The sequence below is a fragment of the Caulobacter sp. ErkDOM-C genome, assembly GCF_048541825.1.
Taxonomy (GTDB): domain Bacteria; phylum Pseudomonadota; class Alphaproteobacteria; order Caulobacterales; family Caulobacteraceae; genus Caulobacter.
Genome location: NZ_CP183332.1, coordinates 682,224 through 706,278 on the forward strand (window position 1 = coordinate 682,224; position 24,055 = coordinate 706,278).

At 67.1% G+C, this 24,055-nt stretch carries 30 protein-coding genes; 14 read left to right on the top strand and 16 right to left on the bottom strand.

Annotated elements, in window-relative coordinates; all coding sequences use genetic code 11:
• The first annotated feature begins 20 nt into the window (after positions 1-20).
• Positions 21-851 carry a sterol desaturase family protein gene (locus ACN2C8_RS03245; protein WP_419254394.1) on the top strand — a complete coding sequence of 277 codons (831 nt, stop codon included), beginning with the start codon at positions 21-23 and terminating at the stop codon, positions 849-851.
• On the top strand, positions 848-1,678 hold the full coding sequence (locus ACN2C8_RS03250; RefSeq protein WP_419254395.1) for an ABC transporter six-transmembrane domain-containing protein: 831 nt from the start codon (positions 848-850) through the stop codon (positions 1,676-1,678). Before ACN2C8_RS03245 ends, ACN2C8_RS03250 begins: the two co-directional genes overlap by 4 nt.
• Positions 1,679-1,761: 83 nt before the next feature.
• Here the strand turns inward: ACN2C8_RS03250 and ACN2C8_RS03255 are convergent, their stop codons facing one another.
• Both ACN2C8_RS03255 and ACN2C8_RS03260 read right to left on the bottom strand, forming a co-directional pair.
• Complete coding sequence (locus ACN2C8_RS03255; protein ID WP_419254396.1) at positions 1,762-2,862, bottom strand: Zn-dependent alcohol dehydrogenase; 1,101 nt, start codon at positions 2,860-2,862, stop codon at positions 1,762-1,764.
• 99 nt (positions 2,863-2,961) lie between these two features.
• A complete protein-coding gene (locus tag ACN2C8_RS03260; protein ID WP_419254397.1) occupies positions 2,962-3,459 on the bottom strand; it encodes a chemotaxis protein CheW in 498 nt (165 codons plus the stop codon).
• Positions 3,460-3,657: 198 nt separating this feature from the next.
• Here ACN2C8_RS03260 and ACN2C8_RS03265 point away from each other — a divergent pair, with 198 nt between their 5' ends.
• Together ACN2C8_RS03265 and ACN2C8_RS03270 are read left to right on the top strand one after the other, a co-directional pair.
• Positions 3,658-4,041, top strand: coding sequence for a hypothetical protein (locus ACN2C8_RS03265; protein ID WP_419254398.1), 384 nt, complete (start codon positions 3,658-3,660; stop codon positions 4,039-4,041).
• Between the two features lie 260 nt (positions 4,042-4,301).
• Positions 4,302-4,553 carry a hypothetical protein gene (locus ACN2C8_RS03270; protein WP_419254399.1) on the top strand — a complete coding sequence of 84 codons (252 nt, stop codon included), beginning with the start codon at positions 4,302-4,304 and terminating at the stop codon, positions 4,551-4,553.
• A gap of 211 nt (positions 4,554-4,764) precedes the next feature.
• Here the strand turns inward: ACN2C8_RS03270 and ACN2C8_RS03275 are convergent, their stop codons facing one another.
• The 3 genes from ACN2C8_RS03275 to ACN2C8_RS03285 all read right to left on the bottom strand — a co-directional run bounded on the left by ACN2C8_RS03275 (position 4,765) and on the right by ACN2C8_RS03285 (position 6,029).
• Positions 4,765-5,073: a hypothetical protein gene (locus tag ACN2C8_RS03275; RefSeq protein ID WP_419254400.1), complete on the bottom strand. Its 309-nt coding sequence runs from the start codon at positions 5,071-5,073 to the stop codon at positions 4,765-4,767.
• Between the two features lie 139 nt (positions 5,074-5,212).
• Positions 5,213-5,665, bottom strand: a complete 453-nt coding sequence (locus ACN2C8_RS03280) for a bactofilin family protein (RefSeq protein WP_419255797.1) — start codon at positions 5,663-5,665, stop codon at positions 5,213-5,215.
• 118 nt (positions 5,666-5,783) lie between these two features.
• Positions 5,784-6,029, bottom strand: coding sequence for a DUF2188 domain-containing protein (locus ACN2C8_RS03285; protein ID WP_419254401.1), 246 nt, complete (start codon positions 6,027-6,029; stop codon positions 5,784-5,786).
• Between the two features lie 102 nt (positions 6,030-6,131).
• On the opposite strand from ACN2C8_RS03285, the gene ACN2C8_RS03290 reads away from it, so the two are divergent.
• A complete protein-coding gene (locus ACN2C8_RS03290; protein WP_419254402.1) occupies positions 6,132-6,482 on the top strand; it encodes a DUF3147 family protein in 351 nt (116 codons plus the stop codon).
• Positions 6,483-6,593: 111 nt separating this feature from the next.
• Here ACN2C8_RS03290 and cobS read toward each other — a convergent pair whose 3' ends face one another.
• Together cobS and ACN2C8_RS03300 are read right to left on the bottom strand one after the other, a co-directional pair.
• A complete protein-coding gene (gene cobS / locus ACN2C8_RS03295) occupies positions 6,594-7,604 on the bottom strand; it encodes a cobaltochelatase subunit CobS (protein WP_419254403.1) in 1,011 nt (336 codons plus the stop codon).
• 74 nt (positions 7,605-7,678) lie between these two features.
• Positions 7,679-8,161, bottom strand: coding sequence for an RcnB family protein (locus tag ACN2C8_RS03300; RefSeq protein ID WP_419254404.1), 483 nt, complete (start codon positions 8,159-8,161; stop codon positions 7,679-7,681).
• A gap of 154 nt (positions 8,162-8,315) precedes the next feature.
• On the opposite strand from ACN2C8_RS03300, the gene ACN2C8_RS03305 reads away from it, so the two are divergent.
• The gene (locus ACN2C8_RS03305; RefSeq protein ID WP_419254405.1) at positions 8,316-9,035 is read left to right on the top strand and encodes a phosphatase PAP2 family protein; all 720 of its coding nucleotides are present in this window, start codon (positions 8,316-8,318) and stop codon (positions 9,033-9,035) included.
• A gap of 163 nt (positions 9,036-9,198) precedes the next feature.
• Here ACN2C8_RS03305 and ACN2C8_RS03310 read toward each other — a convergent pair whose 3' ends face one another.
• Both ACN2C8_RS03310 and ACN2C8_RS03315 read right to left on the bottom strand, forming a co-directional pair.
• Positions 9,199-9,609, bottom strand: coding sequence for a hypothetical protein (locus tag ACN2C8_RS03310; RefSeq protein WP_419254406.1), 411 nt, complete (start codon positions 9,607-9,609; stop codon positions 9,199-9,201).
• Between the two features lie 125 nt (positions 9,610-9,734).
• Positions 9,735-10,385 (bottom strand): J domain-containing protein, encoded by a 651-nt coding sequence (locus ACN2C8_RS03315; RefSeq protein WP_419254407.1) that lies wholly within the window; start codon positions 10,383-10,385, stop codon positions 9,735-9,737.
• Between the two features lie 58 nt (positions 10,386-10,443).
• Between ACN2C8_RS03315 and ACN2C8_RS03320 the strand changes: the two genes are divergently transcribed.
• The gene (locus tag ACN2C8_RS03320; RefSeq protein ID WP_419254408.1) at positions 10,444-10,716 is read left to right on the top strand and encodes a BolA family protein; all 273 of its coding nucleotides are present in this window, start codon (positions 10,444-10,446) and stop codon (positions 10,714-10,716) included.
• 178 nt (positions 10,717-10,894) lie between these two features.
• Complete coding sequence (gene cdd, locus ACN2C8_RS03325) at positions 10,895-11,326, top strand: cytidine deaminase (RefSeq protein ID WP_419254409.1); 432 nt, start codon at positions 10,895-10,897, stop codon at positions 11,324-11,326.
• Between the two features lie 4 nt (positions 11,327-11,330).
• On the opposite strand, the gene ACN2C8_RS03330 is transcribed toward cdd, so the two are convergent.
• The 6 genes from ACN2C8_RS03330 to ACN2C8_RS03355 form a co-directional block, all read right to left on the bottom strand.
• Positions 11,331-11,705 (bottom strand): response regulator, encoded by a 375-nt coding sequence (locus ACN2C8_RS03330; protein WP_419254410.1) that lies wholly within the window; start codon positions 11,703-11,705, stop codon positions 11,331-11,333.
• A 215-nt stretch (positions 11,706-11,920) separates the two neighbouring features.
• The gene (locus tag ACN2C8_RS03335; protein WP_419255799.1) at positions 11,921-13,207 is read right to left on the bottom strand and encodes an HlyC/CorC family transporter; all 1,287 of its coding nucleotides are present in this window, start codon (positions 13,205-13,207) and stop codon (positions 11,921-11,923) included.
• A gap of 42 nt (positions 13,208-13,249) precedes the next feature.
• On the bottom strand, positions 13,250-13,666 hold the full coding sequence (locus ACN2C8_RS03340; protein WP_419254411.1) for a GreA/GreB family elongation factor: 417 nt from the start codon (positions 13,664-13,666) through the stop codon (positions 13,250-13,252).
• 324 nt (positions 13,667-13,990) lie between these two features.
• Positions 13,991-14,776 carry an alpha/beta fold hydrolase gene (locus ACN2C8_RS03345; protein WP_419254412.1) on the bottom strand — a complete coding sequence of 262 codons (786 nt, stop codon included), beginning with the start codon at positions 14,774-14,776 and terminating at the stop codon, positions 13,991-13,993.
• Between the two features lie 68 nt (positions 14,777-14,844).
• Positions 14,845-15,969, bottom strand: coding sequence for a 3-dehydroquinate synthase (gene aroB / locus ACN2C8_RS03350; RefSeq protein WP_419254413.1), 1,125 nt, complete (start codon positions 15,967-15,969; stop codon positions 14,845-14,847).
• Positions 15,966-16,535: a shikimate kinase gene (locus ACN2C8_RS03355; RefSeq protein ID WP_419254414.1), complete on the bottom strand. Its 570-nt coding sequence runs from the start codon at positions 16,533-16,535 to the stop codon at positions 15,966-15,968. Before ACN2C8_RS03355 ends, aroB begins: the two co-directional genes overlap by 4 nt.
• Positions 16,536-16,641: 106 nt before the next feature.
• Here ACN2C8_RS03355 and ACN2C8_RS03360 point away from each other — a divergent pair, with 106 nt between their 5' ends.
• The 4 genes from ACN2C8_RS03360 (at position 16,642) to ACN2C8_RS03375 (ending at position 20,095) form a co-directional block, all read left to right on the top strand.
• Positions 16,642-18,093 carry a hypothetical protein gene (locus ACN2C8_RS03360; RefSeq protein WP_419254415.1) on the top strand — a complete coding sequence of 484 codons (1,452 nt, stop codon included), beginning with the start codon at positions 16,642-16,644 and terminating at the stop codon, positions 18,091-18,093.
• Complete coding sequence (locus ACN2C8_RS03365; RefSeq protein WP_419254416.1) at positions 18,090-19,001, top strand: site-specific tyrosine recombinase XerD; 912 nt, start codon at positions 18,090-18,092, stop codon at positions 18,999-19,001. The genes ACN2C8_RS03360 and ACN2C8_RS03365 overlap by 4 nt, the downstream gene beginning before the upstream one ends.
• Before the next feature lie 96 nt (positions 19,002-19,097).
• On the top strand, positions 19,098-19,319 hold the full coding sequence (locus ACN2C8_RS03370; protein ID WP_419254417.1) for an alkylphosphonate utilization protein: 222 nt from the start codon (positions 19,098-19,100) through the stop codon (positions 19,317-19,319).
• A gap of 68 nt (positions 19,320-19,387) precedes the next feature.
• On the top strand, positions 19,388-20,095 hold the full coding sequence (locus tag ACN2C8_RS03375) for a hypothetical protein (RefSeq protein ID WP_419254418.1): 708 nt from the start codon (positions 19,388-19,390) through the stop codon (positions 20,093-20,095).
• On the opposite strand, the gene ACN2C8_RS03380 is transcribed toward ACN2C8_RS03375, so the two are convergent.
• Positions 20,096-21,064, bottom strand: coding sequence for a hypothetical protein (locus ACN2C8_RS03380; RefSeq protein ID WP_419254419.1), 969 nt, complete (start codon positions 21,062-21,064; stop codon positions 20,096-20,098).
• A 213-nt stretch (positions 21,065-21,277) separates the two neighbouring features.
• Between ACN2C8_RS03380 and ACN2C8_RS03385 the strand changes: the two genes are divergently transcribed.
• Together ACN2C8_RS03385 and ACN2C8_RS03390 are read left to right on the top strand one after the other, a co-directional pair.
• Positions 21,278-22,279, top strand: a complete 1,002-nt coding sequence (locus tag ACN2C8_RS03385; RefSeq protein ID WP_419254420.1) for an aldo/keto reductase — start codon at positions 21,278-21,280, stop codon at positions 22,277-22,279.
• Positions 22,280-22,416: 137 nt separating this feature from the next.
• Entirely contained in the window at positions 22,417-24,051 is a 1,635-nt protein-coding gene (locus tag ACN2C8_RS03390; protein WP_419254421.1) for a glycosyltransferase family 4 protein, read from the top strand.
• Positions 24,052-24,055: the final 4 nt, after the last annotated feature.

A 24,055-nucleotide genomic window follows, 5' to 3' on the forward strand; every position in this document is an offset into this window, starting at 1 on the left:
CACTCATCGAAAGGCGCGCTATGCAGATCATCCCCCTGTTCGAGCTGATTGCCGGTGCGCTGGCAGCGGTGATCCTGATCATGCTGCCGATCGAGCTTTGGCGGCAGCGCCGGACCTTGAACCGTGCGGCCTGGAAGGAGATGGCGGCCAGCGCCGGCGTCCTGCTGCCGGCCCTGGCCACGAGTGGCGTGGTTGTCGCCTTCATCACGGTCCTGTGGGGCGCGGCAGATGCCCTTACGCCGTGGCGCATTCCGACAAATGGGTGGAGCGCTCTGCTCTGCCTGCTCCTGGTGGACTTCCTGTTCTACTGGGATCACCGGATGGCGCACCGGGTGCGGGGCCTGTGGGCGGTGGCCCATTCGGTGCACCATTCCTCTCCGCGCTATGACCAGACGACCGGATTGCGGGTGTCCTTCGTGGACGGGTTTACGTCGCCCTGGTTCTATCTGCCCGCCGTCCTGATCGGATTTGATCCCCTGCTCGTGGCGGCAGCCTTCGGCCTGATGCTGGCCTATCAGCAATGGCTGCACACCGAGACGATCGGCCGCCTGGGCTGGTTCGACCGGATCTTCAACTCGCCCGCCAATCACCGCGTCCATCATGGGTCCCAGGACGTCTATCTGGACAAGAACTATGGCGGCATCCTGATCCTCTGGGATCGCCTGTTCGGCACCTGGGAACCGGAGCGGGAGCAGCCGATCTATGGCCTGACGACGCCGATCGGCTCCAGTCATCTGTGGACGGTGCATACGGCGGAGGCGGGATCGCTGTGGCGCGACCTCAGGGCGGCGCGCTCGTGGCGGGCCCGCCTGCGCCTGATCATCGCCCCGCCGGGAACGGCCGTGTCATGATGACGTCGTCGCTGAGCCTGTTCGGTCCAGAGCGCCTCCGGGTCCTTGCGGCCTATGGTCTGCTGTTTGTCGAGGAAGTCTCGCTGCTGGCCCTGCCGGCCCTGATCGGCGTGACGATCGACCGTCTGCTGGTCGGGGACCAGACCGGGCTGCTGCTGCTGGCCGGAGGGGCGGGCGCGATCCTGCTGTCGGGCGCCTTGCGGCGCGTCTACGACACCCGGGTCTTCGCCGCTGCGGAGCAACGCCTGTCGCTGGCGGTGATGTCCAGTGTCGACACACCCGGCGTCAGGGTCGCGCGCCTGCGACAGGTTCACGAGGTGGTCCAGACCTACGAACGCAGCGTGCCCGAGGGGCTGGCGGCCATCGTTGCCGGCGTCGGCTCCCTGGCGGTTTCAGCCTGGTATGACTGGAGAGTCGGTCTGGCGGGGCTCGCTGTCGCCGCGACCCTCGTCGCCATGGATCGACTCTATGCCGGCAAGGTCGAGCGACTTAACGCCGCCCTCAACGACCGGACCGAGCGCGATTTTGACGTCCTGAGCAGCGCCACGCCGCGCGGCCTGCGCGCCCATCTGATGCGTCGACGCAAGCTGCAGGTCGCGCGTTCAGATGCCGAGATCGGGATCTATCTGATGAACTGGATCCTGTTGCTCACGCTGATCGTCGGGACACTGGCTCTCATTGCCACGCCCAAGGCGACGCCCGGGGCCGTCTTCGCCCAGCTATCGTACATTCTGGCCTTTGCAGAGAGCTGGAACCGGTGGCCGGCGCTGACGGAGCGACTGGCGCATGCCCGCGACGTGGCGCGTCGGTTGCAGAGCAGTCTGTGATTACGGTGACCGCGCGCCTGCCCCCCCCCACTAATGCGCGGCGGGGCCCGCCCTCTCTCAAAGAGAGAGGGTCGAAGACCCCCTCAGTCAAACACGATCACCGACCGCGCCAGCTCGCCGCGCTTCAACTCGTCGAACGCCGAGTTGATCTCTTCCAGCTTGATGCGGCGCGAGATCATCTGGTCCAACTTCAGCTTGCCGCTCATGTAGAAGTCGACCAGCCGGGGCATGTCGACCGGGAAGCGGTTGGAGCCCATATAGCTGCCCTGAATGCGCTTCTCGCCCAGGAAGTCGGAGCCGCTCAGCTCGATCTTGGTCCCGACCGGGATCATGCCGATGATGTTGGCGGTGCCGCCCCGGCGCAGCATCTTGAACGCCTGTTCGGCGGTGACTTTCAGGCCGATGGCCTCGAAGCTGTGCTGCACGCCGCCGCCGGTCAGTTCCTGCACCTGTTTGACCACGTCGCCGTCGTCGGCATTGATAAGGTCGGTGGCGCCGAACTGGCGGGCCAGTTCCAGCTTGGCCGGCACGCGGTCGATGGCGATGATCCGGCCGGCCCCGGCGATGGCTGCGCCATTGACGGTGGCCAGGCCCACCCCGCCGCAGCCGATTACGGCCACGGTCTCGCCCGGACGGACGCTGGAGGTGTGGATCACCGCGCCCACGCCGGTCATCACCGAGCAACCGATCAGGGCGGCCAGGTCGAAGGGCATGTCGCGGCGGATGGCGACGCAGGCGTGCTCGTGCACCAGCATCATCTCGGCGAAGGACGACAGGTTCAGGAACTGGGCCATCTTGGTATTGCCGGCCCCGGACAGGTCTTCCCGGAACAGGCGCGGCTCATCGGTCTTGGACCGGCGGGTCTCGGGGCTGATGCACAGGTTCATGTGCCCGGTCAGGCAGACCTCGCAGTGGCCGCAATAGGGGTTGAGGCACGTGATGACGTGGTCGCCGACCTTGACGGTGCGGACCTCGGAGCCGACCGCCTCGACGATGCCGGCGCTCTCGTGGCCCAACACGGCGGGCAGGGGGTGGGGATAGGAGCCTTCGACGAAGTGCAGGTCGGAATGGCAGACGCCGGCGGCCTTGGTGCGGATCAGCACCTCGCGCGGGCCCGGCTTGCTGATGGACACGGTTTCGATCTGGAGGGGTTTGCCCACCTCGCGTAGCACAGCCGCCTTCATTCGCTCTCTCCCTGCAATGGCGGGAGTCTATCGCCCCGTCAGGGGAGAGCGGAAGGGGCTATCCGAACAATCGTTCGAATTGTTGAGGTCCGGACGGCCTCAGGCCGCGATGGCGGCGGCGTCCGCGGCGGCGGCCGCAGCCGCGCTGGCCCGCTCGGGAATGATGTGGCCGACCGACAGCAGCACGGTCATGCCGGTGTCCGAGGTGATCACCGCCGAGACCAGGGGCGAATTTTCTTCGCCCATCGACGGCGGCGGATTGATCTGGTCGGCGTTGACGATGAAGCTGTCGCAGACCGCGTCGACCAGCAGGCCGGCCACGTCGTTGCCGCTCTCGATGACGATGATGACCTGGCGAGGACCGTCCTCGGCCACGCCCTTGCCCAGACGGGCCGACAGGTCGATGACCGGCATGACCTGGCCGCGCAGATTGATCACGCCGCGCACATAGGGCGGGGCGTCGGGAAGCTGGGTCGGCGGGGTCACGCCGCGGATCTCGCGAACCGAGTTGACCGGTACGCAATAGGTCTGGGTTCCGACCTCAAACGACAGAACCTGAAGGGCTTCGCCCGTCTTGTACGCCAAGTTGCTGGTCATGGAAGCCTCCGCTGGTCGACCCGCCGACGAATGCCAATCCGTCGAACGCTCAGAGCTTGGCGGCAAATAGTGAATAAACCGGCGCCGAATTTGCGCCCCCACATCCGTTCAGGTGCGGTTCAGGCAGGCGGCGCGAGATTGCCTTCACGGTATCAGGCAAGCCGCCGCCGGGCGGATCGAGACGAAGGGGAGGGGCTGATGGCCCGCAGGATCAGCACCGTGATTGGCCAGGTCGCCGCCGGCCTTGCCGCGCTGTCGATGGTCGCCGCAGCGACCACGGCCTCGGCGGATTCGCGTCGCCATCATCGCCACCATGGCCATGACGGCGGCGGCAAGACCGAGGCGGCCATCGTGGCCGGCGTTCTGGGTCTGGCCCTGGGCGCGGCGATCGCCAGCAGCAATGACAATGATGGCCGCTATGCCCGTCCGGGTCGCGGCTATGGTTACGGCTACGCCCCGCCGCCCCCGCCGCCGCGCTATTATGGGCGTGACTACGATGACGACTATCGCAGCGACTGCTGGACCACCCGCGACTATGACCGCCGCAGCGGCGTCGTCTATGAGCGGACGGTCTGCCGCTAGGTCGATCGACTTGGCGCTAATATTCTGTTTTTTAAGGGTTATCTCTCCAGGGTCTCGGCCTTTTCGTCGGAGCGTTTCGCGTCGGCGGCAGGCTTCTGGAGATCCTGCGCGGCGCCCGAGATCCCGGAACCTTCGCGACACAGAGATCATGCAAAGCCCCGGAGCCCCCCGCTCCGGGGCTTTTTCGTGCGGGCGCAAGGGGGCTTGCCAAGGCGAACAAAAAGAGAACACTATGGCGCGCCATTCAAGGGAGCATGCCGATGTCCGCCGCCTCGATCCTGTCTGTCGCGCCCGGTTCCGCCTTCGCGGCGGCCTTCGCCTGTCGGCCTGACACGCCGGTGTCCGGCGAGGACCGGATCGAGATCGCCGAGGCGGTTTTGGCCGGGGCCTGGCGCACTCTGCGGGCGGCCGGATTCCACGAAGCCGAGGTCCAGGCCCTGTTCGACCAGATCGCCGACCGGCCCGAGGATCTGGCCCGGCGCCTGCGGAAGATGGCTAACGCGGCCGGCTGACCGTTTACGCCTCGCCGCGACATTTCGGCGCATCCAGCCGGCGGAACGGATCGTAGCTGCATTTGCACGCATTAACCCGGATGGTGAACAGCCACGCCGGTCCGAGCATCCCGCCGTCCCGTCCCCCCACCAAACGGCGGGGAGCCGCGGGGTTCTTCCGCCGCTCTTCTGGTGATGGCGGAGGGGCCCCGATGGCGGGCGCCCTGTCCTTCTATTGGAACGTCCGGCTGACCAGGCTGCGCAGGCCCTGGGCCTTCTGGGGCAGGTCGGCGGCGATGCGGCTGGCCATTTCGCGCAGGCCCGCAGGATAGGCCTCGCCGCCCGAGGCGATCTCGGCGGCCAGCACGGCCAGGTCCATCATGCCGCGATCCAGGCGTTCAACTTCTTCGCGGGCCAGCATGCGGGCCTCGGCCTGCAGACGTTTGACGCGTTGCGCCGTCGTCTCGGGCCCGCGCCCCAGATCATACAGCGCGGCGACGTTCGACGCGGTTGGCACAAGTGTCAGGGTCTTGCCGGCCATGGGTCAGGGTCCTCAGGGGCGGTCGATACGACCGTCCACTGACCTAACTAAGCCGCCAGCAGCGTGAGCGTTCCGGCCGTGACGGGCGAAGACGACGAGGCGTGGCGCGTGCGCCACAGCTCGCCATCCCCCGTTCGGCTTAGTGCTGGGCGACGTAGGCCGGCGCGCCTTGCGGCATCGGCGGCACGTGGCTTGGAGCCGCGGCGGCGACAGGCGCCGGACGCTGGAACTTCAGGCTGCGGCCCTGGAACTCGGCGCCGGTTTCCATCGCCAGCTGTTCGTGGGTGATGTCGCCGTCCACGCGCGCGGTCCCATAGAGACGTACGGCCTGTGCGGTGACACTGCCCTGCACATTGCCGTGGATCTCGATCACCTGGGCGGTGACGCTGCCCTCGACCTGGCTGTTGGGGCCCAGGATCAGCTTGCCGACGCGAATGTCGCCCATGACCACGCAGTCCAGGTGCAGCTCGCCGTCGCCGACCACATCGCCCTTGATGGTGACGCCCTGGGCGATCATCGAGGCCGGCTTGGGCCGTGCAACCGGCGTAGCGGCGGCAGCCTGGGCGGCCAGGCCGCGCGGGGACTCCTGCATCGCCAGGGCGACGGGGGCGGGGGTGTCTTTTTTCTTGGCGAACATCGGCGTGGACCCTGTCTCGAAATGGCTCGTCGGAGCTTTCGGGAGCAAGACAGGGGCCAGTCGCCCAAAGCCGTTATGGGTTGTCGACAACGTGGGTGGTGGGCCGGTCGTCGCCCGCCGCGATCTCCTCGCGCCACTGGCCCTTGGCGTCTTCATAGGTGATGCCGGTGGTCTCGCCCGAGACCTCCTGCTCGGCGGCGGCCCGCTGGGCGGCGGCCAGGGCGGCGGCATGGCTGGGATAGGTTTCTGAAAACACGTCGCCCAGCTTGTAGGCCCAGCCGCCGTCGTGTTCGACGATAGTATAGGTGATGTCGGTCATGGTCGGGCTCCTTAGGCTTTAGGAGGATCAACGAGCCGTCAGCGGCCAAGGTTCCAGGCGCCACGTCTTGTCGGCAGGGGTTGGAGCGCGGACAACAGCGGGATGTTGTATCTCATCCTCAAGGCCGCCCTGTCGGGCGTGATCATCGCCGCCATTTCGGAGATCGCCCGCAAGTCGCCGGGCTTTGGCGCTCTGGTGGCCTCGCTGCCGCTGATCTCGATCCTGGGCATGATCTGGTTGTGGCGCGACACCCGCGACGCGGCCCGCATGGCCAGCCATGTCGAGGCCACTTTCTGGTACGTGCTGCCGTCCCTGCCGATGTTCCTGGTCATCCCGGCGCTGCTGCGGCGCGGCCTGGGCTTTTGGCCCGCCCTGCTGGCCGGCTGCGCCCTGACGATCGGGCTCTACTGGGCAATGGTGGCGGTGGGGCCGAGGTTTGGGGTGAAGCTGTAGGCCTCAATGACGCTGCTGTTTCGCCAGATCCGGGCGGCTTAGTCTTCCAGGCAAAACGCCCGCCTCTTGCGAGACGGGCGCTGGGCATAAACCAGGCGGCTGGAGCGGCGCTTAAGCCACCTTCACCCGCGCCGCGCTCTCCGGAAGATCCGTCCCAAACGCGCGCTGGAAGAACTCGGCCACCGTCGGGCGTTCAAGCTCGTCGCACTTGTTGAGGAAGGTCAGGCGGAACGACAGGGCGATGTCGTGGTCGAAGATCTCGGCGTTCTGGGCCCAGGTGATCACGGTGCGCGGGCTCATGACGGTGCTGATATCGCCGTTCATGAAGGCGTTGCGGGTCATGTCGGCGACGCGGACCATGGCCGAGATCGTGCGCTTGCCCTCGACGGTGTCGTAGGACGGGTTCTTGGCCAGCACGATGGCGGCCTCGACGTCATGTTCCAGATAGTTGAGCGTCGTGACGATGCTCCAGCGGTCCATCTGGCCCTGATTGATCTGCTGGGTGCCGTGATAGAGGCCCGTGGTGTCGCCCAGACCGATGGTGTTGGTCGTCGCGAACAGCCGGAAATACGGGTTGGCGCGGATCACGCGGTTCTGGTCCAGCAGGGTCAGCTTGCCGCCGGCCTCGAGCACGCGCTGGATCACGAACATCACGTCCGGGCGGCCGGCGTCATACTCGTCGAACACCAGGGCGACCGGGCGCTGCAGCGCCCAGGGCAGGATGCCTTCGCGGAATTCGGTGACCTGCTTGCCTTCTTTGAGGACGATGGCGTCCTTGCCGATCAGGTCGATGCGGCTGATGTGGCTGTCGAGGTTGACGCGCACCAGCGGCCAGTTCAGACGCGCGGCGATCTGCTCGATGTGGGTCGACTTGCCGGTGCCGTGATAGCCCTGGACCATCACGCGACGATCATTGGCGAAGCCGGCGCAGACGGCCTTGGTCGTCTGCGGATCAAATTTGTACGACAGATCGATATCCGGCACGTGGCTGTCGCGATGGCTGAAGGCCGGAACCTTCATGTCGCTGTCGACGCCGAACGCGTCGCGGAGCGTCACCCACTTGTCGGGGACCAGGGTGATCAGGGGATCGGCGGCGGAGCTGGTTTCGGCGAACTCGGGCATTCCACCCGATTAGCGCCTTGACGTAGGGTAGGGGAAGGGGGCGCCGCGATGCGACACCCCCTGATGTTCACTTTTTAGCGGTTGGCGATGATCACCGAGGCGATCAGGCCCGTGGCGATGGCCGCCATGACGTACTGGTCGTCCACGCGCTGCCAGCGATAGCCGCGCGGCGGGGCGCGCAGGCCGTGGCGGTGATAGTCAGAGACGTAGTAGCGGTTGTCGCGGTAGCGCTGGTCGAGGCGTTGGCCCCGGGCCCAGTGGCGATAGGCGCGGCGGTCGTCGCGGTAGTCGCGGCGATCGTCCCTGCGATCATCCCGGTAGTCGGCGCGGTGGTCGCGGCGGTCGTCCCGGCTGTCGGCGCGGTGATCGCGGCGGTCGTCGCGGCGGTCATCCCGGCGGTCATCCCGGCGGTCATCCCGGCGGTCGTCCCGCCGGTCGTCGTAGCGCCCTTGCTCGTAACGGACGTTGTCACGGTCGTCATAGCGTTGCGGCGCGGCGGTGGCGGCGGTCCCGGCCAGAAGCGACAGGGCGAGAGCGGTGATGGCTAGGCGCTTCATGGCGGTCTCCTTTTCGATGACCCCACTCTATTGACGACGATGTGGCCCCAACATGAACGGCTACAGTCAGCTATTGTTCATGTTTCATTTGGAAGCCCCGGGCGCTGGTCTTGGCCGCGCGGGAGCCAAGCTTGACCTTGCGCGTTGAGGCGTCATGCCCCTGTTTTCCGCCCTTGATCTGCGCCGTGACCTGCCGGCCTTGCTGAGGGCGGCGCGGCGTGAGCTGGGCGCGACCGCCGCCCTGCTGGTCGCCGCCCTGTCGGCCATGGCCTTTCTGGCGATCGCCGATGAGGTGGCCGAGGGCGAGACCCGGGCCATCGACCTGGCCATCCTCGACGCCTTGCGTCAGCCCGGGCGGCCGCGCGACCTGATCGGCCCCGACTGGCTGCACGTGGCGGCCGTCGACATCACCTCCCTGGGCTCGCTGGCCGTGCTGACCCTGCTCATCCTGCTGGCCTTCGGCGTGCTGGCCTGCCTCAGGCGCTGGGGCGAGGGGCTGCTGCTGATGGTCGGAGCAGGGGGCGGTCTGGCGATCAGTCAGGGTCTGAAGCTGCTGTTCGGGCGCGAGCGCCCCGATATCGACTATCGCGCCGTCGAGGCGGTCAATGCCAGCTTTCCCTCCGGCCACGCCATGCTGTCGGCCGTGGTGTTCCTGACCCTGGGCGCGCTGGCCGCCCGGTTTGCCGAACGCAAGCGGCTCAAGGCCCTGGCGCTGGGCGCGGCGGTGACCCTGTCGTCGCTGGTGGGGCTGAGCCGGATCTATCTGGGCGTCCACTGGGCCAGCGATGTGCTGGCCGGCTGGTGTGTGGGCGCGGCCTGGGCGATGGTCTGCTGGCTGGCGGCCTTCGCCTGGACCCGCTGGCGGGCTCGCTAGATCAAAAGCTTCAATTCGTTGTCATCCCGGACAAGCGCTTAGCGCGCAGATCCGGGACCGACGCCTGAGCGCGGCGCTTCGCGTCGATCCCGGCTCTACAGGCCGCTTCGCGACCTTTCGGCCGGGAGGACAACTGAAGGGCGGCGGCCCGATTGTAGCCGCCTTAGGCGGCCTTGGCCTTGGGGCGCCAGTTCAGTTCGATGGCGGTCCAGATCGCGCCGGCCAGGTCGATCAGGCCGATGGCCATCCACGCCTTGGGCAGATCGTCGTTGAGCACCAGAACCCCGATCGCCAGAGGGGACGCCAGGCGCAGCACCACCGAGGCCCGCATATAGGTGCGCGCGCCGGTCCATCCCGCCACGTGATAGGCCAGCGAATAGGCGATGATCATCAGGCCAAACATCCGCGCCCAAGGCTCGGCGGCGGGATCAAGCTGAGTCCGCAAGAGGCCGGCGGCGTGGAACGGCGCCAGGGCGAAGGCGGCGCCGCTGAGGGACAGCAGCCCACCCCAGAACCAGACGCTCCACGGGATGCCAAACGGTGTCGGCGTCACCGGGGTGGGCGCGCTCGCCAAACTGGGGTCCACAAGAGTGGGCCCCGAAACGCGGTCAGTCATGATACGGCCGTCCTTCGCGCCCGTCCGGGCGGACGCGGCGGGAGAATGGCCGCAGCCGGGGAAAGCCGCAAGAGCCGGTGAGATCAGGTGGTCAGGCCGGCCTTCTTCAACGTCTTGTAGGCCTTGATCACCCGCGCCAGCTTGTGCTCGGCGCTGCGGTCGCCGCCATTGACGTCGGGGTGGCAGCGCTTGAGCAGCTCCTTGTAGCGCACCTTGATGGCCGCGCTGTCGGCGGCGCCGTCCAGATCGAGGTCGCCCAGGGCCTGGCGCTCCAGCTTGCCCAGATGACGGTCGGCGGAGGCGCGGTCGGCCTCGGCCTTGCGCTGCTGGGCCCGGAACAGGCCGAACGGGTCGGCGATGTGGCGGGCGTCGCGGGCGGCCATGGCGGCGGCCTCGCGCGAGCGGCTGTCGGCCTTGAAGCTCCAGGTCGGGCGACCGCCGGTGACCTTCTCGGTCTCCTGCTCGGCGCGGATCTGGGCTTCGTTCATGCCGGCGAAGAAGTTCCAGTTCTTGTTATAGTCGGCCGCGTGCTTCTGGCAGAACCAGTAGTGCTCGTTGGGCATGTTGCGGGCCTTGGGCGCCCTGGCCGACCCGGCCAGACGGCACTCGGGATGGTCGCAGCGCTTCTCGCCAGGCTTGAGGCCGAGCACGTCCGGCGTCGCGCTCTCACCCTCCTTGGGGGGGCGGACACGGATGTCGAAAAACTTCGGGCGATATTCAAACTCTTGGGCCATGACACCCAGAGTAAACTGCAGCTATTTCCGTTCAAGGATTGACATGCAAGAGAGCGACATGGCCAGCGTATCAGACACCATTCGAAGCAAGCTCGAAGCGGCTTTTTCACCCTCCAGGCTGGACCTGAAGGACGAGAGTGACCGCCATCAGGGCCATGCGGGCCACACGGGTGCGGGCGAGAGCCATTTCAACCTCGTGATCGAGGCCCAGGCCTTTGCGGGCAAGGCCCGCGTGGCGCGCCAGCGCATGGTCTACCATGTGCTGGCCGAGGAAATGGCCGGGCAGGTGCACGCCCTTTCGATCGTCGCAACGGCGCCCGGCGAAAGCTGAAGCCTTTGGCGACGGCAGGGCTTGCGCGACGGCCCCGCGACTGATTGCCTCTGCCCCCGGTGCGGTCAGGCCGTGCAGGGCTTTCAGGCCCTGATTCAGCTTTGGGCGCGTGACGGGACCGGTGTTTGGTCCTCCTTTCGGTGTCGCGCTCCCGAAGAGACCCCGAAAGAAGGATGGCATGAGCGCCGACGACACCGCCACGACGATCGAGATCCAGACCGAAATCGAGACGGCCGCCGTCCTGCCGGCGCTGCTGGCGCGGGCCTATGCCCGCTATTCGAACTTCACCGTCGCCGCCGCCGTCATCGACGAGCATGGGGCCGTGCATCTGGGCGTCAATGTCGAGAATGCCGCCTATCCGTCGGGCACCTGCGCCGAGCAGACCGCGATCGGCGCGATGGTTACGGCCGGTTCGCGGCGAATCGCCAGGGTGCTGATCGCCGCGGGCTCGAATGCGGTGGTGCAGCCGTGCGGGGCCTGTCGGCAACGCATCGCCGAGTTTGCCGCCGATGACTGCGAAATCGTCTCGGTTCAGGATGGAGTCGCGACGCAGCGCGCGCCGTTCTGGAGCCTGCTGCCCGACAGCTTCGGACCACGCGACCTGGATTAGGCTGTCAGCGCAGAGCCGTCTGGGCGGCCAGGGTCTCAAGCACGCGGCGCAGGTCGGCTTCGCGGAAGGGCTTTTGCAGGACCAGCGCGCCGCGATGGCTTTCCGACAGGCCCGCCTCGCCATAGCCGCTGGCGAAGGCGAAGGGCACGCCGCGCGCCTTCAGGGCGTCGGCGACCGGGAAGATCGGACGGCCGCCCAGATTGACGTCGAGCAGGGCCGCATCGATATCGGCTGAACCGGCCAGGCGCAGGGCCTCTTCGATCTCGGCCGCCGGGCCAATGACCGTACAGCCCAGGTCGCTGAGCATGTCCTCGACCAGCATGGAGACCAGAGCCTCGTCTTCGACCACCAGGACCTTCAGAGCCGACAAGGACTTCATATCGCAAGCTCCGAAAGGCGCAGGAATGACCCCGCGCAAAGGCTTGCGACAACGCTATCACAGGTTAAGCCGCCGTCTCGCAAGCGTTGCGCAATTCGGGGACTTTTCGCCGGCCCTTCGGCCGACGGCTTAGCCAAGTCGTCCAATGGTTTCTCCCACCCACGCCCGAACGGTCCTCGCAACGCGCGGGAGGGAAATGTGTTCCGTCTGCCCGCTCAGAAATTCACGCCCTCGTCCAGCTTGGCGCTGATGCGCAGGGCCGTGATCTGATTCCTTTGGCGTCGCAGGATCTGGAAGCGGTGCTGGTAGAAAATGAAGGTCTGGCCCGGTTCCGGGATCGTCTGGGCCTCATGGATCACCAGGCCGGCTATGGTCACCGCTTCATCTTCCGGCAGGCCCCAGTCCATGGCGCGGTTCAGGTCGCGGACCGTCACGTCGCCATCGACATGCACCGAGCCGTCCATCTGGGCGCGCACGCCTTCGACGCTGGTGTCGTGCTCGTCGTCGATCTCGCCGACGATCTCCTCAAGGATGTCTTCCAGCGTCACCAGGCCTTGCAGGGCGCCGTACTCGTCAACGACCAGGGCGAAGTGGCTCTTGCGCTTGAGGAAGGCGTTGAGCTGGTCCTTGAGGTTGGTCGTATCGGGAATGAACCACGGTTCGCGCAGGATGGCGGCGATGTCGAGGGCGTCGATGCCGCCTTCAGACACGGCCAGGGCGCGCAGCAGATCGCGGGCGTGCAGCACGCCGATGATGTTGTCGGGATTGTCGCGATACAGCGGAATGCGGGTGTGCTGGGCGTCCAGCGCCTCGGCCACCAGCTCGCGGGGCGAGAGGTCGGCGTCGCACATCACCATCGACTTGCGGTGGACCATGATCTCCGAGACGTCCATGTCCGACAGGTCCAGCACCCCGCCCAGCATCCGCCGGTCGCCGCTTTCGACCAGGCCCTCGGAGTGGTGGTACTCGACCGCGCCGCGGATCTCCTCGTGGGCGGCCAGCACGTCGACGGCCATGTCGAGCCGCACGCCGAACAGCCGCAGGGTGCGCCGCACGATCCACTGGATGGCGTAGATGATCGGGCCAAACAGCCGCACGACCAGCAGGGTGGGCCCCGACAGGAACCGCGCCACATCGTCGGACTTGATGATCGCCAGGGTCTTGGGCAGCACCTCGGCGAAGACCAGGATCATCACCGTCATCACCGCCGTGGCGACGGCCACGCCCCAGGGGCCGGGAATGGCGGCGGTCAGCACCTGGGTCGTCAGGGCCGAGGCCAGGATGTTGATCAGGTTGTTGCCCAGCAGCACCGCCCCGATCATCGTCTCCTGGTCAGACAGCAGCTTGTTGACCCGCTTGGCCGGCTTGTCGCCCTCGCGCTCCAGTTGGTGCATCCGCGCCCGGCTGGCGGCGGTGAGCGCGGTCTCGGCGGCCGAAAACAGGGCCGAGATCGCCAGCAGGCAGATGACGATGGGCGCGAGGCCGAGGATGGCGGTGAGGATCATCCGGGTGTTCTACGCCAGGGCGGCCCGGTGGGTGAAGGCCTAGACGTCGATGGTCAGGACGCGAACGCCGCGCTGGCGGCCGTCGCTGTCGGTCCAGTGGAAGATTTCGCCTGCGGTCATGCCGATCAGGGCGGCGCCGACCGGGGTCAGCACCGAGATCCGGCCCTCGTCGATACTGGCGTCGCGCGGCAGGCTCAGGCGCACGCGGCGCGTCTGGCCGCTGGTCAGGTCCTGATAGTTGACGGTCGAGCCTACGCCGACGAACGGGCAGGGGGCTTCTCCGGCCTCGACGATCACGGCGCGGGCCATCTCGCCGGCCAGGACGCGGCTGCCGGCGGCGCGGCCGGCGACGGCGTCAGCCAGGTTGGACAGAATCTCGTGGTCGGCCTCGGTCACATAGATGGTGGGCAGGGTGGGGATCGTGGGCAGGGTTTGGGTATGGTTATGGGTAGTCATGAATAGCTTTCTTGGGGGATTTTGAGCCTCTCCCGGCGCCTTGGGTGCAAGGCTGCATGCGGGGGCTCGAGGAGACGCGCCACGGGGGGCGAGCGTCGCCAGACGCGGATCTCTTGGGAAGTCTCGGAGGCCTTAGGATGAGCCGAAGATCGGCTCGTGTTGGAAGTTAGGCTCCGGGATTTTCAACGTGGTCCCAGCTTTTTCAGCGTCGGGGACTAGCGGCCTGCGTTCAGGCGTCCCGCGCCGTTCAGCCCGCCTCTGGTGATCAAGAGATGGGGAGCGGGGAGGCGGGTTTCAAGTGAGGGGACTTTTGCCTTCGCCAGGTCAGGCCAAGGCGTTGTCGAGGATGATGGGCAGGGCTTGCCTCAACGTGCCGAAATGACCCAGGCCGGAAAGTCGCGTTACGGAGGCCGGGCCCGGCAGGCGCTGGGCGAGGCGGTCGGACATGTCGGACGGCGCCCAAGTGTCCTCGGCGCCATGCCAGAGCGTCACGGGACAGCGAACAGCGTCGAGCCTGTCCGCCCACGGTCTCACATAGGCTCTAAGCTCCTCTTCATAGGCCAAGCGATAGGGCCCCAAGCTTTGGCCCAGTCCATGTCGGAGGGCGTCTTGAAAGCCCCGATCTTCGATGAGTTGCCGCTCGGACGCCGTGGCGTCCGCGAATAGGGCCCGGATCAGCAAACCTGGAGCGACGCCCAACATCATCGACTGGGCTCGGCTTAGCAGGCCAATTGCCGGTCCGTCATGGCGTGCGGCCTGGAAAACCGCACGTCCTGCCATGCGCGACAGAAAATCTCCGAGTTCCAAAGGTGCGGCGGGCGAGATCAGGTGGACGGACTCGATGGCTTCTGGACGCCGCGCCGCCAGGTGAATCGCCGTCATGGCTCCGAGCGAGAAGCCAATCAGCCGGACAGGTTGGTCGGTCGCGCGCCCCCTGGCCTGGTCGAAGGCGTCCAACGCGCGTTGCTCCCAGCCAAGGTGTTCACGCCCCCGCGACATTCTATCCAGGCAAAAAAGTCTCTCTCCTGAGGTGTGTTCAGGAGACAGGAAATCCACTTCCCTCTCCGAACCCGGCAGGCCGTGACAATAGAAATATCTGGCGGTCTGCATGACTGACTCATCCTTCGCCGAATATTGGCGTTCCCGTGTCTTGTTTCCGGACGTCTGGCTTTGGGAAACTAAACCGCGCCGTCCTCGATCAGGAACGCCCGCAGCGCCGCGCGATCCACGTCCTTGGCGACGAACGCATCCCCGATCCCCCGCACGAGAACAAAGGTCAGCGTCCCGCCCTCGGCCTTCTTGTCCTGGCCGCAGTGGGCGACCAGGGCGTCGGCGTTGAAGGGCTCCGGACGCCCACCCTGTCTCACAACGTCGCTCATCCGCGTGGGCAGGCCGGCGGCCTTGATGGCGGCTTCGGCGCGGACAGCGTCCTGGCTAGGGCACAGGCCCTGGCGGACCGAGAAGCGGAAGGCCTGGGCCATGCCGACCCCGACGGCCTCGCCGTGTTTCAGCGCGTCGCCAAAACCCATCTCGGCCTCGATGGCGTGGCCGAAAGTGTGGCCGAGGTTCAGCAGGGCGCGGCGGCCGGCTTCCTTCTCGTCCTCGGCGACGATCTCGGCCTTCATTTCCACCGAGCGACCCACGGCGCGGACCAGGGCGGCGGTGTCGCGCTCCAGCACGGCGTGGACGTTGCTCTCAAGCCACTCGAAGAAGGCGAAATCGCCGAGCAGGCCGTACTTGATCACCTCGGCATAGCCGCAGGCCATTTCGCGGGCGGGCAGGGTGGCCAGCACGTCGAGGTCGGCCAGCACCAGGCGCGGCTGGTGGAAGGCGCCGATCAGGTTCTTGCCGCGCGGGGTGTCGATGGCCGTCTTGCCGCCCACCGAGCTGTCGACCTGGGCCAGCAGCGTCGTGGGCACCTGGATGAAGTCGATGCCGCGCTTGTAGATCGAGGCCGCAAACCCGGCCAGATCGCCGATCACGCCGCCGCCGAACGCCACGATCACGTCGCCGCGCTCCAGGCCCAGGTGCAGCAGACGGTCGGACAGGTCGGCCAGACCCTCGAAGCTCTTGGTCTGCTCGCCGGGCGGCAGGATGATCATGTCGACCGCGATACCCGCCTTCTCCAGCGAGACCGACAGCCGTTCGCCATGGTGCTCGCCGACGATCGAGTCGGTGACGATGGCGGTGCGCCTGCGCTTGAGCAGCGGCGCGATGAAGTCGCCGGCCCGGTCGATTAGGCCGGTGCCGATCATGACGTCATAGGCGCGGTCGCCCAGGCCCACGGGAACGGTGCGGATCATGGCTTAAAGGACTCCTGGTCCAGGCGATCGCGCAGGGCGCTGATCACGGCGTCCACCGCCACCGCATGCGGCGTATCGCCGGTCTGAACATGAACCTGCGCCTGGGCGTAGGCGGGATTGCGGATCTCGGCCAGTTCGGTGAGCACCTCGACCGGGTCGCGGTTCTTGAGCAGCGGCCGGGTGTCCTTGCGACCTACGCGGCGGGCGAGGAGCTCGATATCGGCCTTCAGCCACACCGAGATGGCGTGCTGGTTGATCAGGGCGCGGGTCTCTTCGTTGACGAAGGCGCCGCCGCCGGTGGCCAGCACGTGCGGCGGCTCTTCCAGCAGGCGGGCGATCACCCGGCGCTCGCCGTCGCGAAAGGCGGCTTCGCCCAGCTCGGCGAAGATTTCTGGGATCGAGCGGCCGGCGGCGTCCTCGACCTCGTTGTCGGCGTCGCGGAACGGCATATCCAGCGCCTGGGCCAGGCGACGGCCGACGCTGGACTTGCCAACGCCCATCAAGCCGACCAGCACGATCGTGCGGTGGCGAAGGGGCTCAAGCGAGGCGGCGTGATCGTCGGTCATGATGCGGTCGCGGGTTTACACGAGGCTCGGCCCAAGCGCCAAGTTTCGCTTAAGCCAAGTTTCGCCGAAGATGGCGTTGCGCCATAACTGGAGCATGATGTCTCGCATGCGTTCGTTCCCTCGCCGGGCAGTCGCCCCGATCCTCGCCACCCTGCTTGCCGGCGCCGCTCTTCCGGCCCTCGCCCAGGTTCAGGTCCAGTCCCTGGCGCCGCCGGACCTGTTCTCGACCGCCGCCGCCCAGACCGACCTTGGTCCCGACCTCTGGACGGGCACGGCCCCCGACATTGCTCGCGATGTGTTGCCAAGGCTGGCCGCAAGGCCGCTGTCGCCGGCCTTCGCCGACCTGGCGCGGCGGGTGCTGGCGACCGGCGCCAATGGGCCGGCGGGCGTGGGCAATGATCCTGATCTGGGCGCGGCGCGGGCCATGGCCCTGATCGCCCTGGGCGAAGCGGCCGGCGCCGATGTCGTGCTCGACCGCGCGCCCGGCGTGGCCAACAGCGCCGCCCTGTCCCTGGCGGCGGCCGAGGCGGCCCTGATCCGCAGCGACGACGACAAGGCCTGTCGGATCGGCGAGGCCCTGACCGCAGATCGCGGGGCCGGCTACTGGTTGCGCCTGCGGGCCTTCTGCCAGGCGCGGGCCGGCCAGGCCGACGCCGCCCAGCTGACCTTTTCCCTGGCCCAGCAACAGACCAAGGATGCTGACTATGCGCGCCTGATGGGCGCCCTGCTGAGCGGCACGGCGCCCGGCGGGGCCAATCTGCGCAACGGGATCAACTACGCCCTGTCGCGCAAGCTGGGGCTGGATATCGCGGCGGCTTCGGCCACGGCGTCGTCCGCCGTGAAGCCGGCGATCACCCCGCCCGGCCCGCCGCCGCCGCCCCTGGCGGGGCTGGACCTGACGGCGCAGGAGACCTCCGACCTGGCTTTCCTGCGCCAGGCCAGGGGGCTGCCGGCCTTTATCGAATCCACGAAGAGCTCGGCGACGTCGATCGCCATCCTGGCCAAGGCCCAGGCGCCGCTACGCGATCCGGTGCTGTTCGCCCGCGCGGCCCTGGTCGCCGGCGACTTGCCGACCGCCCAGCTGATCCGCTCGCGCCTGACCCAGGACCAGATCCCCGGCGCGACGATCACCGACCTGGCCCTGCTGGACGCCATGATCTCGGCCGCTTCGGGCAAGCCCGACAGCCAGACCCTGGACCGGCTGATCGAGCGCGGCGCCCAGAACGGCCCCAAGTCGCCGGCCCAGCCTGCGGCCCTGCTGCTGGCGTCGCTGGGTGGAGCCATGAGCCCCGAGGCGCGCGGCCAGTTCGCCAATTTCGACGTGGGCCGGCCGGCCGGCTCGACGGCCAGACTGGTGCTGATCGACGACGCCGCAGCGGCTGGGCTCAAGGGCGAGACGGCGCTTCTGGCCCTGTCGGTCGCCACCGAGGCCGGCGCGGCGGGCCCATCGCCTGCTGACCGCGCCCGGATCGCGCGCGGCCTGGCCCGCGTCGGGTTGGTGGCGGACGCTCGCGCCGTGGTGGTCGAAGGCCTGCTGGCCCTGCAGCTGACCAAATGAGCGCCGCCGGCTGGGTCGACGCCTTCCTTGAGATGATGGCCGTCGAGCGGGCCGCCGCGCGCAACACCCTGACCGCCTATGGCAAGGATCTGGAGGACGCGCGGGGCTATCTGGTCGGCGCGGGCGACGATCTCGACGTCGCCTCGAGCGAGACCATCGAGGCCTATTTCCAGGATCTGGGCGTGCGGGGCCTATCGCCCGCCACCGCCGCTCGCCGGCGCTCTTCTGTACGGCAGTTCTATCGCTTCGTGCTGGAAGAGGGCTGGCGGTCCGACGATCCCTCGCGCCGCGTCGTCGCGCCCAAGGCCGGCCGGCCCCTGCCCAAGGTGCTGTCGCGCGGCGAGGTCGACGCCCTGATCGCAGCGGCGGCAGACAAGGACGGCGGCCAGGGCCTGCGTCTGGCCTGCATGATCGAGCTTCTCTACGCCTCGGGCCTGCGCATCTCCGAACTGCTGTCCCTGCCGCTCAACGCCCTGGCCCGCGATCCGGCCTTCCTGACGGTCAAGGGCAAGGGCGGCAAGGAAAGGCTGGCCCCGCTGAATGCTCCCGCACGAACGGCGGTGAAGGCGTATTTAGAGGTAAGGGCGCAATTTCTGCCAAAGGGCGTGAAAGACAGCCCTTGGCTGTTCCCCTCGCGCGGCGCGTCGGGACGACTGACCGCCAGGCGGGTCTCGCAACTGCTGGAGGACGCCGCCATCGCCGCCGGCATCGACCGCGAGAAGGTCAGTCCTCACGTCCTGCGCCATGCCTTCGCCACCCATCTGCTGGAGGGCGGGGCCGACCTGCGGGTGATCCAGACCCTGCTGGGCCATGCCGATATCGGCACCACCCAGATCTACACCCACGTGGCGGGCGATCATCTCGCCCAGGTGGTCAAATCCAAGCACCCGCTGGGTCGCAAGGGCTAGCGCCGCCTTGCGCCGGCCCGCCGGCCTCTTTAGGAAGCCCCTGATCACTGTGTGGACTTCACCTCGACGGTCCGCTCCCGTGTAAGGACCTTCCCCATGTCGGACGAAACCCGCGACAGCAACGGCACGATCCTGGCCGAGGGCGACAACGTCACCCTGATCAAGGACCTCAAGGTCAAGGGATCGGGCGGCGTCACCCTGAAGCGCGGCACGTTGGTCAAGAACATCCGCCTGACCGGCGACACCGACGAGATCGAAGCCAATGTCGAAAAGGTGCGCGGCCTGGTCCTGCGCGTCGAGTTCGTCAAGAAGGCCTAACTTAACCTTGGCTTGCTAAGTCTGGCCTCCAGACAGGCGGAGAACCGCCTTGGGAGGCTGGAAGGCCGATGGTGACGCTGACGACGCAGGCCGGCGCTTTGGCGCTGATCGCCTACGCCAAGACTGCGAAGAGCCAGGCGGCGACCGCGACAGCGGTCGCATCGCCGGCCCCCAACTCGCCTGAGGCCAGGAAGGCGGCCGAGGCCGGCCAGGCGCTCGACAGGCTCAAGAAAGAGCAGCGGCTCGGCAAGAAGAACGCCATCGGCGACGCCAAGGGCCGGGCCAGGGCCAGACTCCAGCAGGTGGTCGACCGGCTGCAGCTGCTGAAGAAGATTTACGCCAACGACCCCAAGGCCATGGCCAAGGCGCTGGCCGCCGCAGCCAAGGAGTTGAAGGCGGCCGTCAAGGACTACGGCAAGGCCGCCAAGGAGTCCGGCGAACTCTACAGCCAGGACTTCGCCAACCTGCCTGACGCCGCGACCGATCCCGAAGGCGCCGCCAACGCCCGCAAGACGATCGAGGACGAGGCCAAGATGGACGTCCAGGGCGACCAGGAGTTCATCAAGATGACCCGTGACGTCAGCCGGGGCCTCAAGGACGAGCTGCAGACCGCCAAGACCAAGGGCATCCTGACCCAGCCGGGCAAGTTCGAGCGCTCCGAAGAGGTCAAGGAAGCCGAGGACGACCTGAATGGCCTGGACAAGATGACCGAGGATCTGGATCAACAGGTTCGCCAGGACATGCCGCCCGGCAGCCTTCTCACGCTGGCGGCCTAGCTAGTTCGGCGGCGACTTCGGCTCGATCACCGCATAGCGGCCTCCGGGCGCGTCCAGAATCAGCACCCGGTCGAAGAACAGCCTGTTGCCGGTCATGCCGCCCATGCCGGTCGCGCGCATCATCAGGCCCTGCATGGCGCTGGTCCCCTCAATGTAAGTGGCGTCGCCGAGCGGCGTCTCCAGGCCGCCGATCACGACCCTGGCCTTGGTTGGGGCGGTGTGGGCCATCAGCTTTTTGCCCCAGGAATTGACGGCAAAGATCTCGGTGTCCTGACCGTTGGTCATCTCGCTCCAGCGGGTCTTGTCGATCAGCAGGGCGAAGGCGCTGGAGCCGGTGTCGAGCAGCAGCTTGGTCGGCTTGCCTTCCAGCGTGGCGTCCAGCAGCACCCAGCGGCTCTTCAGCGCCATCGGCGACCACCTGGCCTGAGCGGCCAGCTCTTGCGGCGCCGCGTCACCGACGTGCAGGCGCATGGCCTTGAAGTCGATCGTCAAAACCCGGCCTTCCAGCATGTCGACGCCGATCGTGCCGATCAGGTCCACCGCCTCGGGATCGTCCCAAGCGATGGTCGGGTCGCCGATATCGGCGCGGACGCCGGGCTTGGGGATCGAGACCCGCACATCTCCGATGGTGAAGCCCAGCGCTCCAGGCTGGCCCTTGGGCCCGGACTTCAACGTCGGGATCCTCACCGAGGCCGCCGCCAGGGTCTTGCCGTAGAAAACGGTCGATTTCGCGCCCAGATCAAACTGGGCGTAGAAGGTCTTGTCGACGCCGTCGAAACGGATGGGCAGCAGAACGGCCGCGCGCGGCTCGATCCGGTCGCCGAACCTCGACGAGGCCCAGCGCATTGGCGCGACGCCGCCGGGCGGAGCAATCATCAGGCTGCCCTGGGCTGACACCGCGCCGCACCCTGCCGCGCTCACGACCGCGCCAGTCATCGTCAACGCCGCCCAGCGTCGCGTCATCGTCATGTCGTTCCCCCCAGCCCTGAGATACGCAGGGTCAAGCTATGCAGCCGGGAGGCGATGCTCAACTTAAAAGGCGGTAACGTCGGTGGCTCGCGATGCCTCAAGGCCGCTCAGTGGCGCGGTGAGACCGTCTGGTCTTCCCCAGGGCCGCCCCAGGCCCCATCTTATGCCCGCTGGCGTCGATGCGCGCCGTCCACTCGGACAAGGAGCTGCCCCATGAAGACCCGGAAACTCGGCGACGGTCTGGAGGTCTCGGCCATCGGCCTGGGCTGTATGGGAATGAGCTGGGCCTATGGGCCGGCGCCGGAAAGGGCCGAAACCTTCAAGGTCTTGGCGCGCGCCGTCGAACTGGGCGTCACCTTCTTTGACACGGCCGAGGTCTATGGCCCCTTCGTCAATGAAGAGCTGGTCGGCGAGGGGCTGAAGCCCTTCCGCGACAAGGTCGTGATCGCCACCAAGTTCGGCTTCAAGATCGCCGCGCCGGATGAGAACGGCGTACGCCGCATGGTCGGCGTCGACAGCCGCCCTGAACATATCCGGGCGGTGGCCGAGGCCTCGCTCAAGCGGCTGGGCGTCGAGGTCATCGACCTGCTGTACCAGCATCGCGTCGACCCCAATGTGCCCATCGAGGATGTCGCCGGGACGGTCAGGGACCTGATCGCCGAGGGCAAGGTCAAGCACTTTGGCCTGTCGGAAGCCGGCGCGGCGACCATCCGCAAGGCCCACGCGGTGCAGCCCGTCGCGGCCCTGCAGAGCGAGTATTCGCTGTGGACGCGCGGCGTCGAGGCCGAGATCCTGCCCACCTTGCGGGAACTGGGCATCGGCCTGGTGCCCTACAGCCCGCTGGGTCGCGGCTTCCTGACCGGGACCCTGACCTCGAACGTAGGCCTGGCCAAGGACGACTTCCGCCGCGGCCTGCCGCGTTTCCAGGGCGAGGCCCTGGCCAGGAACCTGTCGCTGGTCGAGGCCCTGACCCTGATCGCCGGCGAAAAGGGGATCACCCCCGCCCAGCTGGCCCTGGCCTGGCTGCTGCATCAGGGCCCCGACATCGCCCCGATCCCCGGCACCACCAAGATCGCCCGTGTCGAAGAAAATGTCGGCGCGGTCGACGTGGCCCTGACGCCCGAGGAGCTGTCGCGCATCGCCGCCGCCGTGCCGGAGACTGCGGTCGAGGGCGAACGCTACAGCGAAGCCGGTCTGGCAATGGTCGGGCGGTAGGCGCAGATCGGCGGTCGATATTCAAAGCGACCGACGCGAAGCCTGCTCTCGACACTGCCGAAGACGTCTCATAACTACCCGTCGATATTCAAGCTGGGCGGTGGCCCTAAACGTCCGACCGCGAGCATTGTAATTCGATGAGCAAGATGAATTTCGCGATCTACTTCGCGGGCGATGGCTACTCGACCGACGCGAAGATCATGGGGCGGCAAAGCGCGGGCAAAGCGCTCATCAAAGGGGTCGCCCGGCGCTGGAAGTCGGATCAAGTTCACGGATACGGTGCGCGGACGTCGGGGCCGACGATGCTGAAGCAGCTTCGGCGCGATGGGTTCGACGGATCGCTGCACTGGCGCGATCCTCCGGGAGACCAGCTCCTCACCAAACTTGGCGCTGTCTATCTTCCGGGGCCGCCGAACAGTCCCTTCGCCCACGCCCGAAATACCCAGGGCCCGACCGCCTACAGCTTGATTGGCGTGACACATACGTTGTCATCGGCTCACGCAATGGATCAGATCGCGCAGCTGGTACTGCCACCATTTCAGCCCTGGGATGCGCTGATCTGCACGTCGAGCGCCGCCCTGTCGGTCGTCAGCAAGCTACAGGACGAGTTCAAGTCTTGGTTTTCGGAGCATACTGGCGCCACGCGGTTCAATCCGGTGGCGCTGCCCATCATTCCACTGGGCGTGAACGTCCCGGATTTCGCCCGTAACGATGCGCAGCGTGTCGCTGGCCGCAAGGCGCTGGGTCTCTCCCCGGACGAGGTGGGGTTCCTTTTCGCGGGACGTATGAGTTTTCACGCCAAGGCCAACCCCGTCGTTTTCTATCAGGCGCTGGAAGAAGGCTGCAGGCGCACGGGAAAAACGCTGGTTTGCATCGAGGCTGGCGTCTACCCCAACACGCACATTGCTCAGGCCTTTGAGGAGGCGCGTCGCTTTCTGGCCCCCAGCGCCAAATTCATCGCGATCGATGGGCAAGACAACCACCTCTATGACATGGCCTGGAAGGCGGCTGATGTCTTTGTCTCACTCTCCGACAACATCCAGGAGACCTTTGGCCTGACGCCGGTTGAAGCCATGGCTGCAGGGTTGCCTGTGCTGGTCAGCGACTGGGACGGCTACAAGGACACCGTCCGCGACGGCGTCGATGGCTATCGGATTCCCGTGACCCTCCCGTCCGCGGGGATGGGGGAGGAACTGGCTCTGCGCCACGCCATGGAGCGAGACACCTACGACCGTTACATCGGCCATGTCAGCATGGCGACGGCCGTGGATCTCGAGGCGCTGACGGATCGTGTTATTGCCCTAGCTGAAAGCCCGGACTTGAGAGAGCGCTTGGGCTCGGCTGGCCAGGCCCGGGCCCGAGAAATCTATGACTGGCCGGTGATCTTGGGTCGCTATGTCGAAATGGTAGAGGAACTGGGCGAACTTCGCCGGGCGGCAGGCTCGCAGCCGCCTTGGCCTTGGCCCGGACGCCCCGATCCGTATCGTCTGTTCGCCGACTACCCCACTCGGACCTTGGACGAAGCCTCGATGGTCGTGGCGCACCTCAAGCGGGGTGAAGCCATCGAGACGTTCTTCGATCTGAGCGTGACCGGGTTCGTACTGGATCCGGGCACTTTCCCGCGAGAAACCATAGTTGAGCTTTATCGCGAGATCTCCATGGAGGCCCGCGCCGTCGGTACTCTGATACGGGGCAGGATGGGACCAGAGCCGGCCAAGGTGCGAGCCCTGATGTGGCTCTACAAGCTAGGATTGGTGAAGCTCGTATCCTGACGCT

What these genes read in the sequence shown, in the direction of transcription:
- ACN2C8_RS03355 (WP_419254414.1), bottom strand. Translation starts at nt 16,535, where the DNA reads ATGACCGACGATCACGCCGCCTCGCTTGAGCCCCTTCGCCACCGCACG.
- cdd (WP_419254409.1), top strand. Translation starts at nt 10,895, where the DNA reads ATGAGCGCCGACGACACCGCCACGACGATCGAGATCCAGACCGAAATC.
- ACN2C8_RS03390 (WP_419254421.1), top strand. Translation starts at nt 22,417, where the DNA reads ATGAGCAAGATGAATTTCGCGATCTACTTCGCGGGCGATGGCTACTCG.
- ACN2C8_RS03370 (WP_419254417.1), top strand. Translation starts at nt 19,098, where the DNA reads ATGTCGGACGAAACCCGCGACAGCAACGGCACGATCCTGGCCGAGGGC.
- ACN2C8_RS03360 (WP_419254415.1), top strand. Translation starts at nt 16,642, where the DNA reads ATGCGTTCGTTCCCTCGCCGGGCAGTCGCCCCGATCCTCGCCACCCTG.
- ACN2C8_RS03305 (WP_419254405.1), top strand. Translation starts at nt 8,316, where the DNA reads ATGCCCCTGTTTTCCGCCCTTGATCTGCGCCGTGACCTGCCGGCCTTG.
- ACN2C8_RS03275 (WP_419254400.1), bottom strand. Translation starts at nt 5,073, where the DNA reads ATGGCCGGCAAGACCCTGACACTTGTGCCAACCGCGTCGAACGTCGCC.
- ACN2C8_RS03315 (WP_419254407.1), bottom strand. Translation starts at nt 10,385, where the DNA reads ATGGCCCAAGAGTTTGAATATCGCCCGAAGTTTTTCGACATCCGTGTC.
- ACN2C8_RS03260 (WP_419254397.1), bottom strand. Translation starts at nt 3,459, where the DNA reads ATGACCAGCAACTTGGCGTACAAGACGGGCGAAGCCCTTCAGGTTCTG.
- ACN2C8_RS03285 (WP_419254401.1), bottom strand. Translation starts at nt 6,029, where the DNA reads ATGACCGACATCACCTATACTATCGTCGAACACGACGGCGGCTGGGCC.
- ACN2C8_RS03345 (WP_419254412.1), bottom strand. Translation starts at nt 14,776, where the DNA reads ATGCAGACCGCCAGATATTTCTATTGTCACGGCCTGCCGGGTTCGGAG.
- ACN2C8_RS03330 (WP_419254410.1), bottom strand. Translation starts at nt 11,705, where the DNA reads ATGAAGTCCTTGTCGGCTCTGAAGGTCCTGGTGGTCGAAGACGAGGCT.
- ACN2C8_RS03365 (WP_419254416.1), top strand. Translation starts at nt 18,090, where the DNA reads ATGAGCGCCGCCGGCTGGGTCGACGCCTTCCTTGAGATGATGGCCGTC.
- ACN2C8_RS03255 (WP_419254396.1), bottom strand. Translation starts at nt 2,862, where the DNA reads ATGAAGGCGGCTGTGCTACGCGAGGTGGGCAAACCCCTCCAGATCGAA.
- ACN2C8_RS03300 (WP_419254404.1), bottom strand. Translation starts at nt 8,161, where the DNA reads ATGAAGCGCCTAGCCATCACCGCTCTCGCCCTGTCGCTTCTGGCCGGG.
- ACN2C8_RS03375 (WP_419254418.1), top strand. Translation starts at nt 19,388, where the DNA reads ATGGTGACGCTGACGACGCAGGCCGGCGCTTTGGCGCTGATCGCCTAC.
- ACN2C8_RS03385 (WP_419254420.1), top strand. Translation starts at nt 21,278, where the DNA reads ATGAAGACCCGGAAACTCGGCGACGGTCTGGAGGTCTCGGCCATCGGC.
- ACN2C8_RS03340 (WP_419254411.1), bottom strand. Translation starts at nt 13,666, where the DNA reads ATGACTACCCATAACCATACCCAAACCCTGCCCACGATCCCCACCCTG.
- ACN2C8_RS03265 (WP_419254398.1), top strand. Translation starts at nt 3,658, where the DNA reads ATGGCCCGCAGGATCAGCACCGTGATTGGCCAGGTCGCCGCCGGCCTT.
- cobS (WP_419254403.1), bottom strand. Translation starts at nt 7,604, where the DNA reads ATGCCCGAGTTCGCCGAAACCAGCTCCGCCGCCGATCCCCTGATCACC.
- ACN2C8_RS03245 (WP_419254394.1), top strand. Translation starts at nt 21, where the DNA reads ATGCAGATCATCCCCCTGTTCGAGCTGATTGCCGGTGCGCTGGCAGCG.
- ACN2C8_RS03290 (WP_419254402.1), top strand. Translation starts at nt 6,132, where the DNA reads ATGTTGTATCTCATCCTCAAGGCCGCCCTGTCGGGCGTGATCATCGCC.
- aroB (WP_419254413.1), bottom strand. Translation starts at nt 15,969, where the DNA reads ATGATCCGCACCGTTCCCGTGGGCCTGGGCGACCGCGCCTATGACGTC.
- ACN2C8_RS03280 (WP_419255797.1), bottom strand. Translation starts at nt 5,665, where the DNA reads ATGCAGGAGTCCCCGCGCGGCCTGGCCGCCCAGGCTGCCGCCGCTACG.
- ACN2C8_RS03320 (WP_419254408.1), top strand. Translation starts at nt 10,444, where the DNA reads ATGGCCAGCGTATCAGACACCATTCGAAGCAAGCTCGAAGCGGCTTTT.
- ACN2C8_RS03270 (WP_419254399.1), top strand. Translation starts at nt 4,302, where the DNA reads ATGTCCGCCGCCTCGATCCTGTCTGTCGCGCCCGGTTCCGCCTTCGCG.
- ACN2C8_RS03250 (WP_419254395.1), top strand. Translation starts at nt 848, where the DNA reads ATGATGACGTCGTCGCTGAGCCTGTTCGGTCCAGAGCGCCTCCGGGTC.
- ACN2C8_RS03380 (WP_419254419.1), bottom strand. Translation starts at nt 21,064, where the DNA reads ATGACGATGACGCGACGCTGGGCGGCGTTGACGATGACTGGCGCGGTC.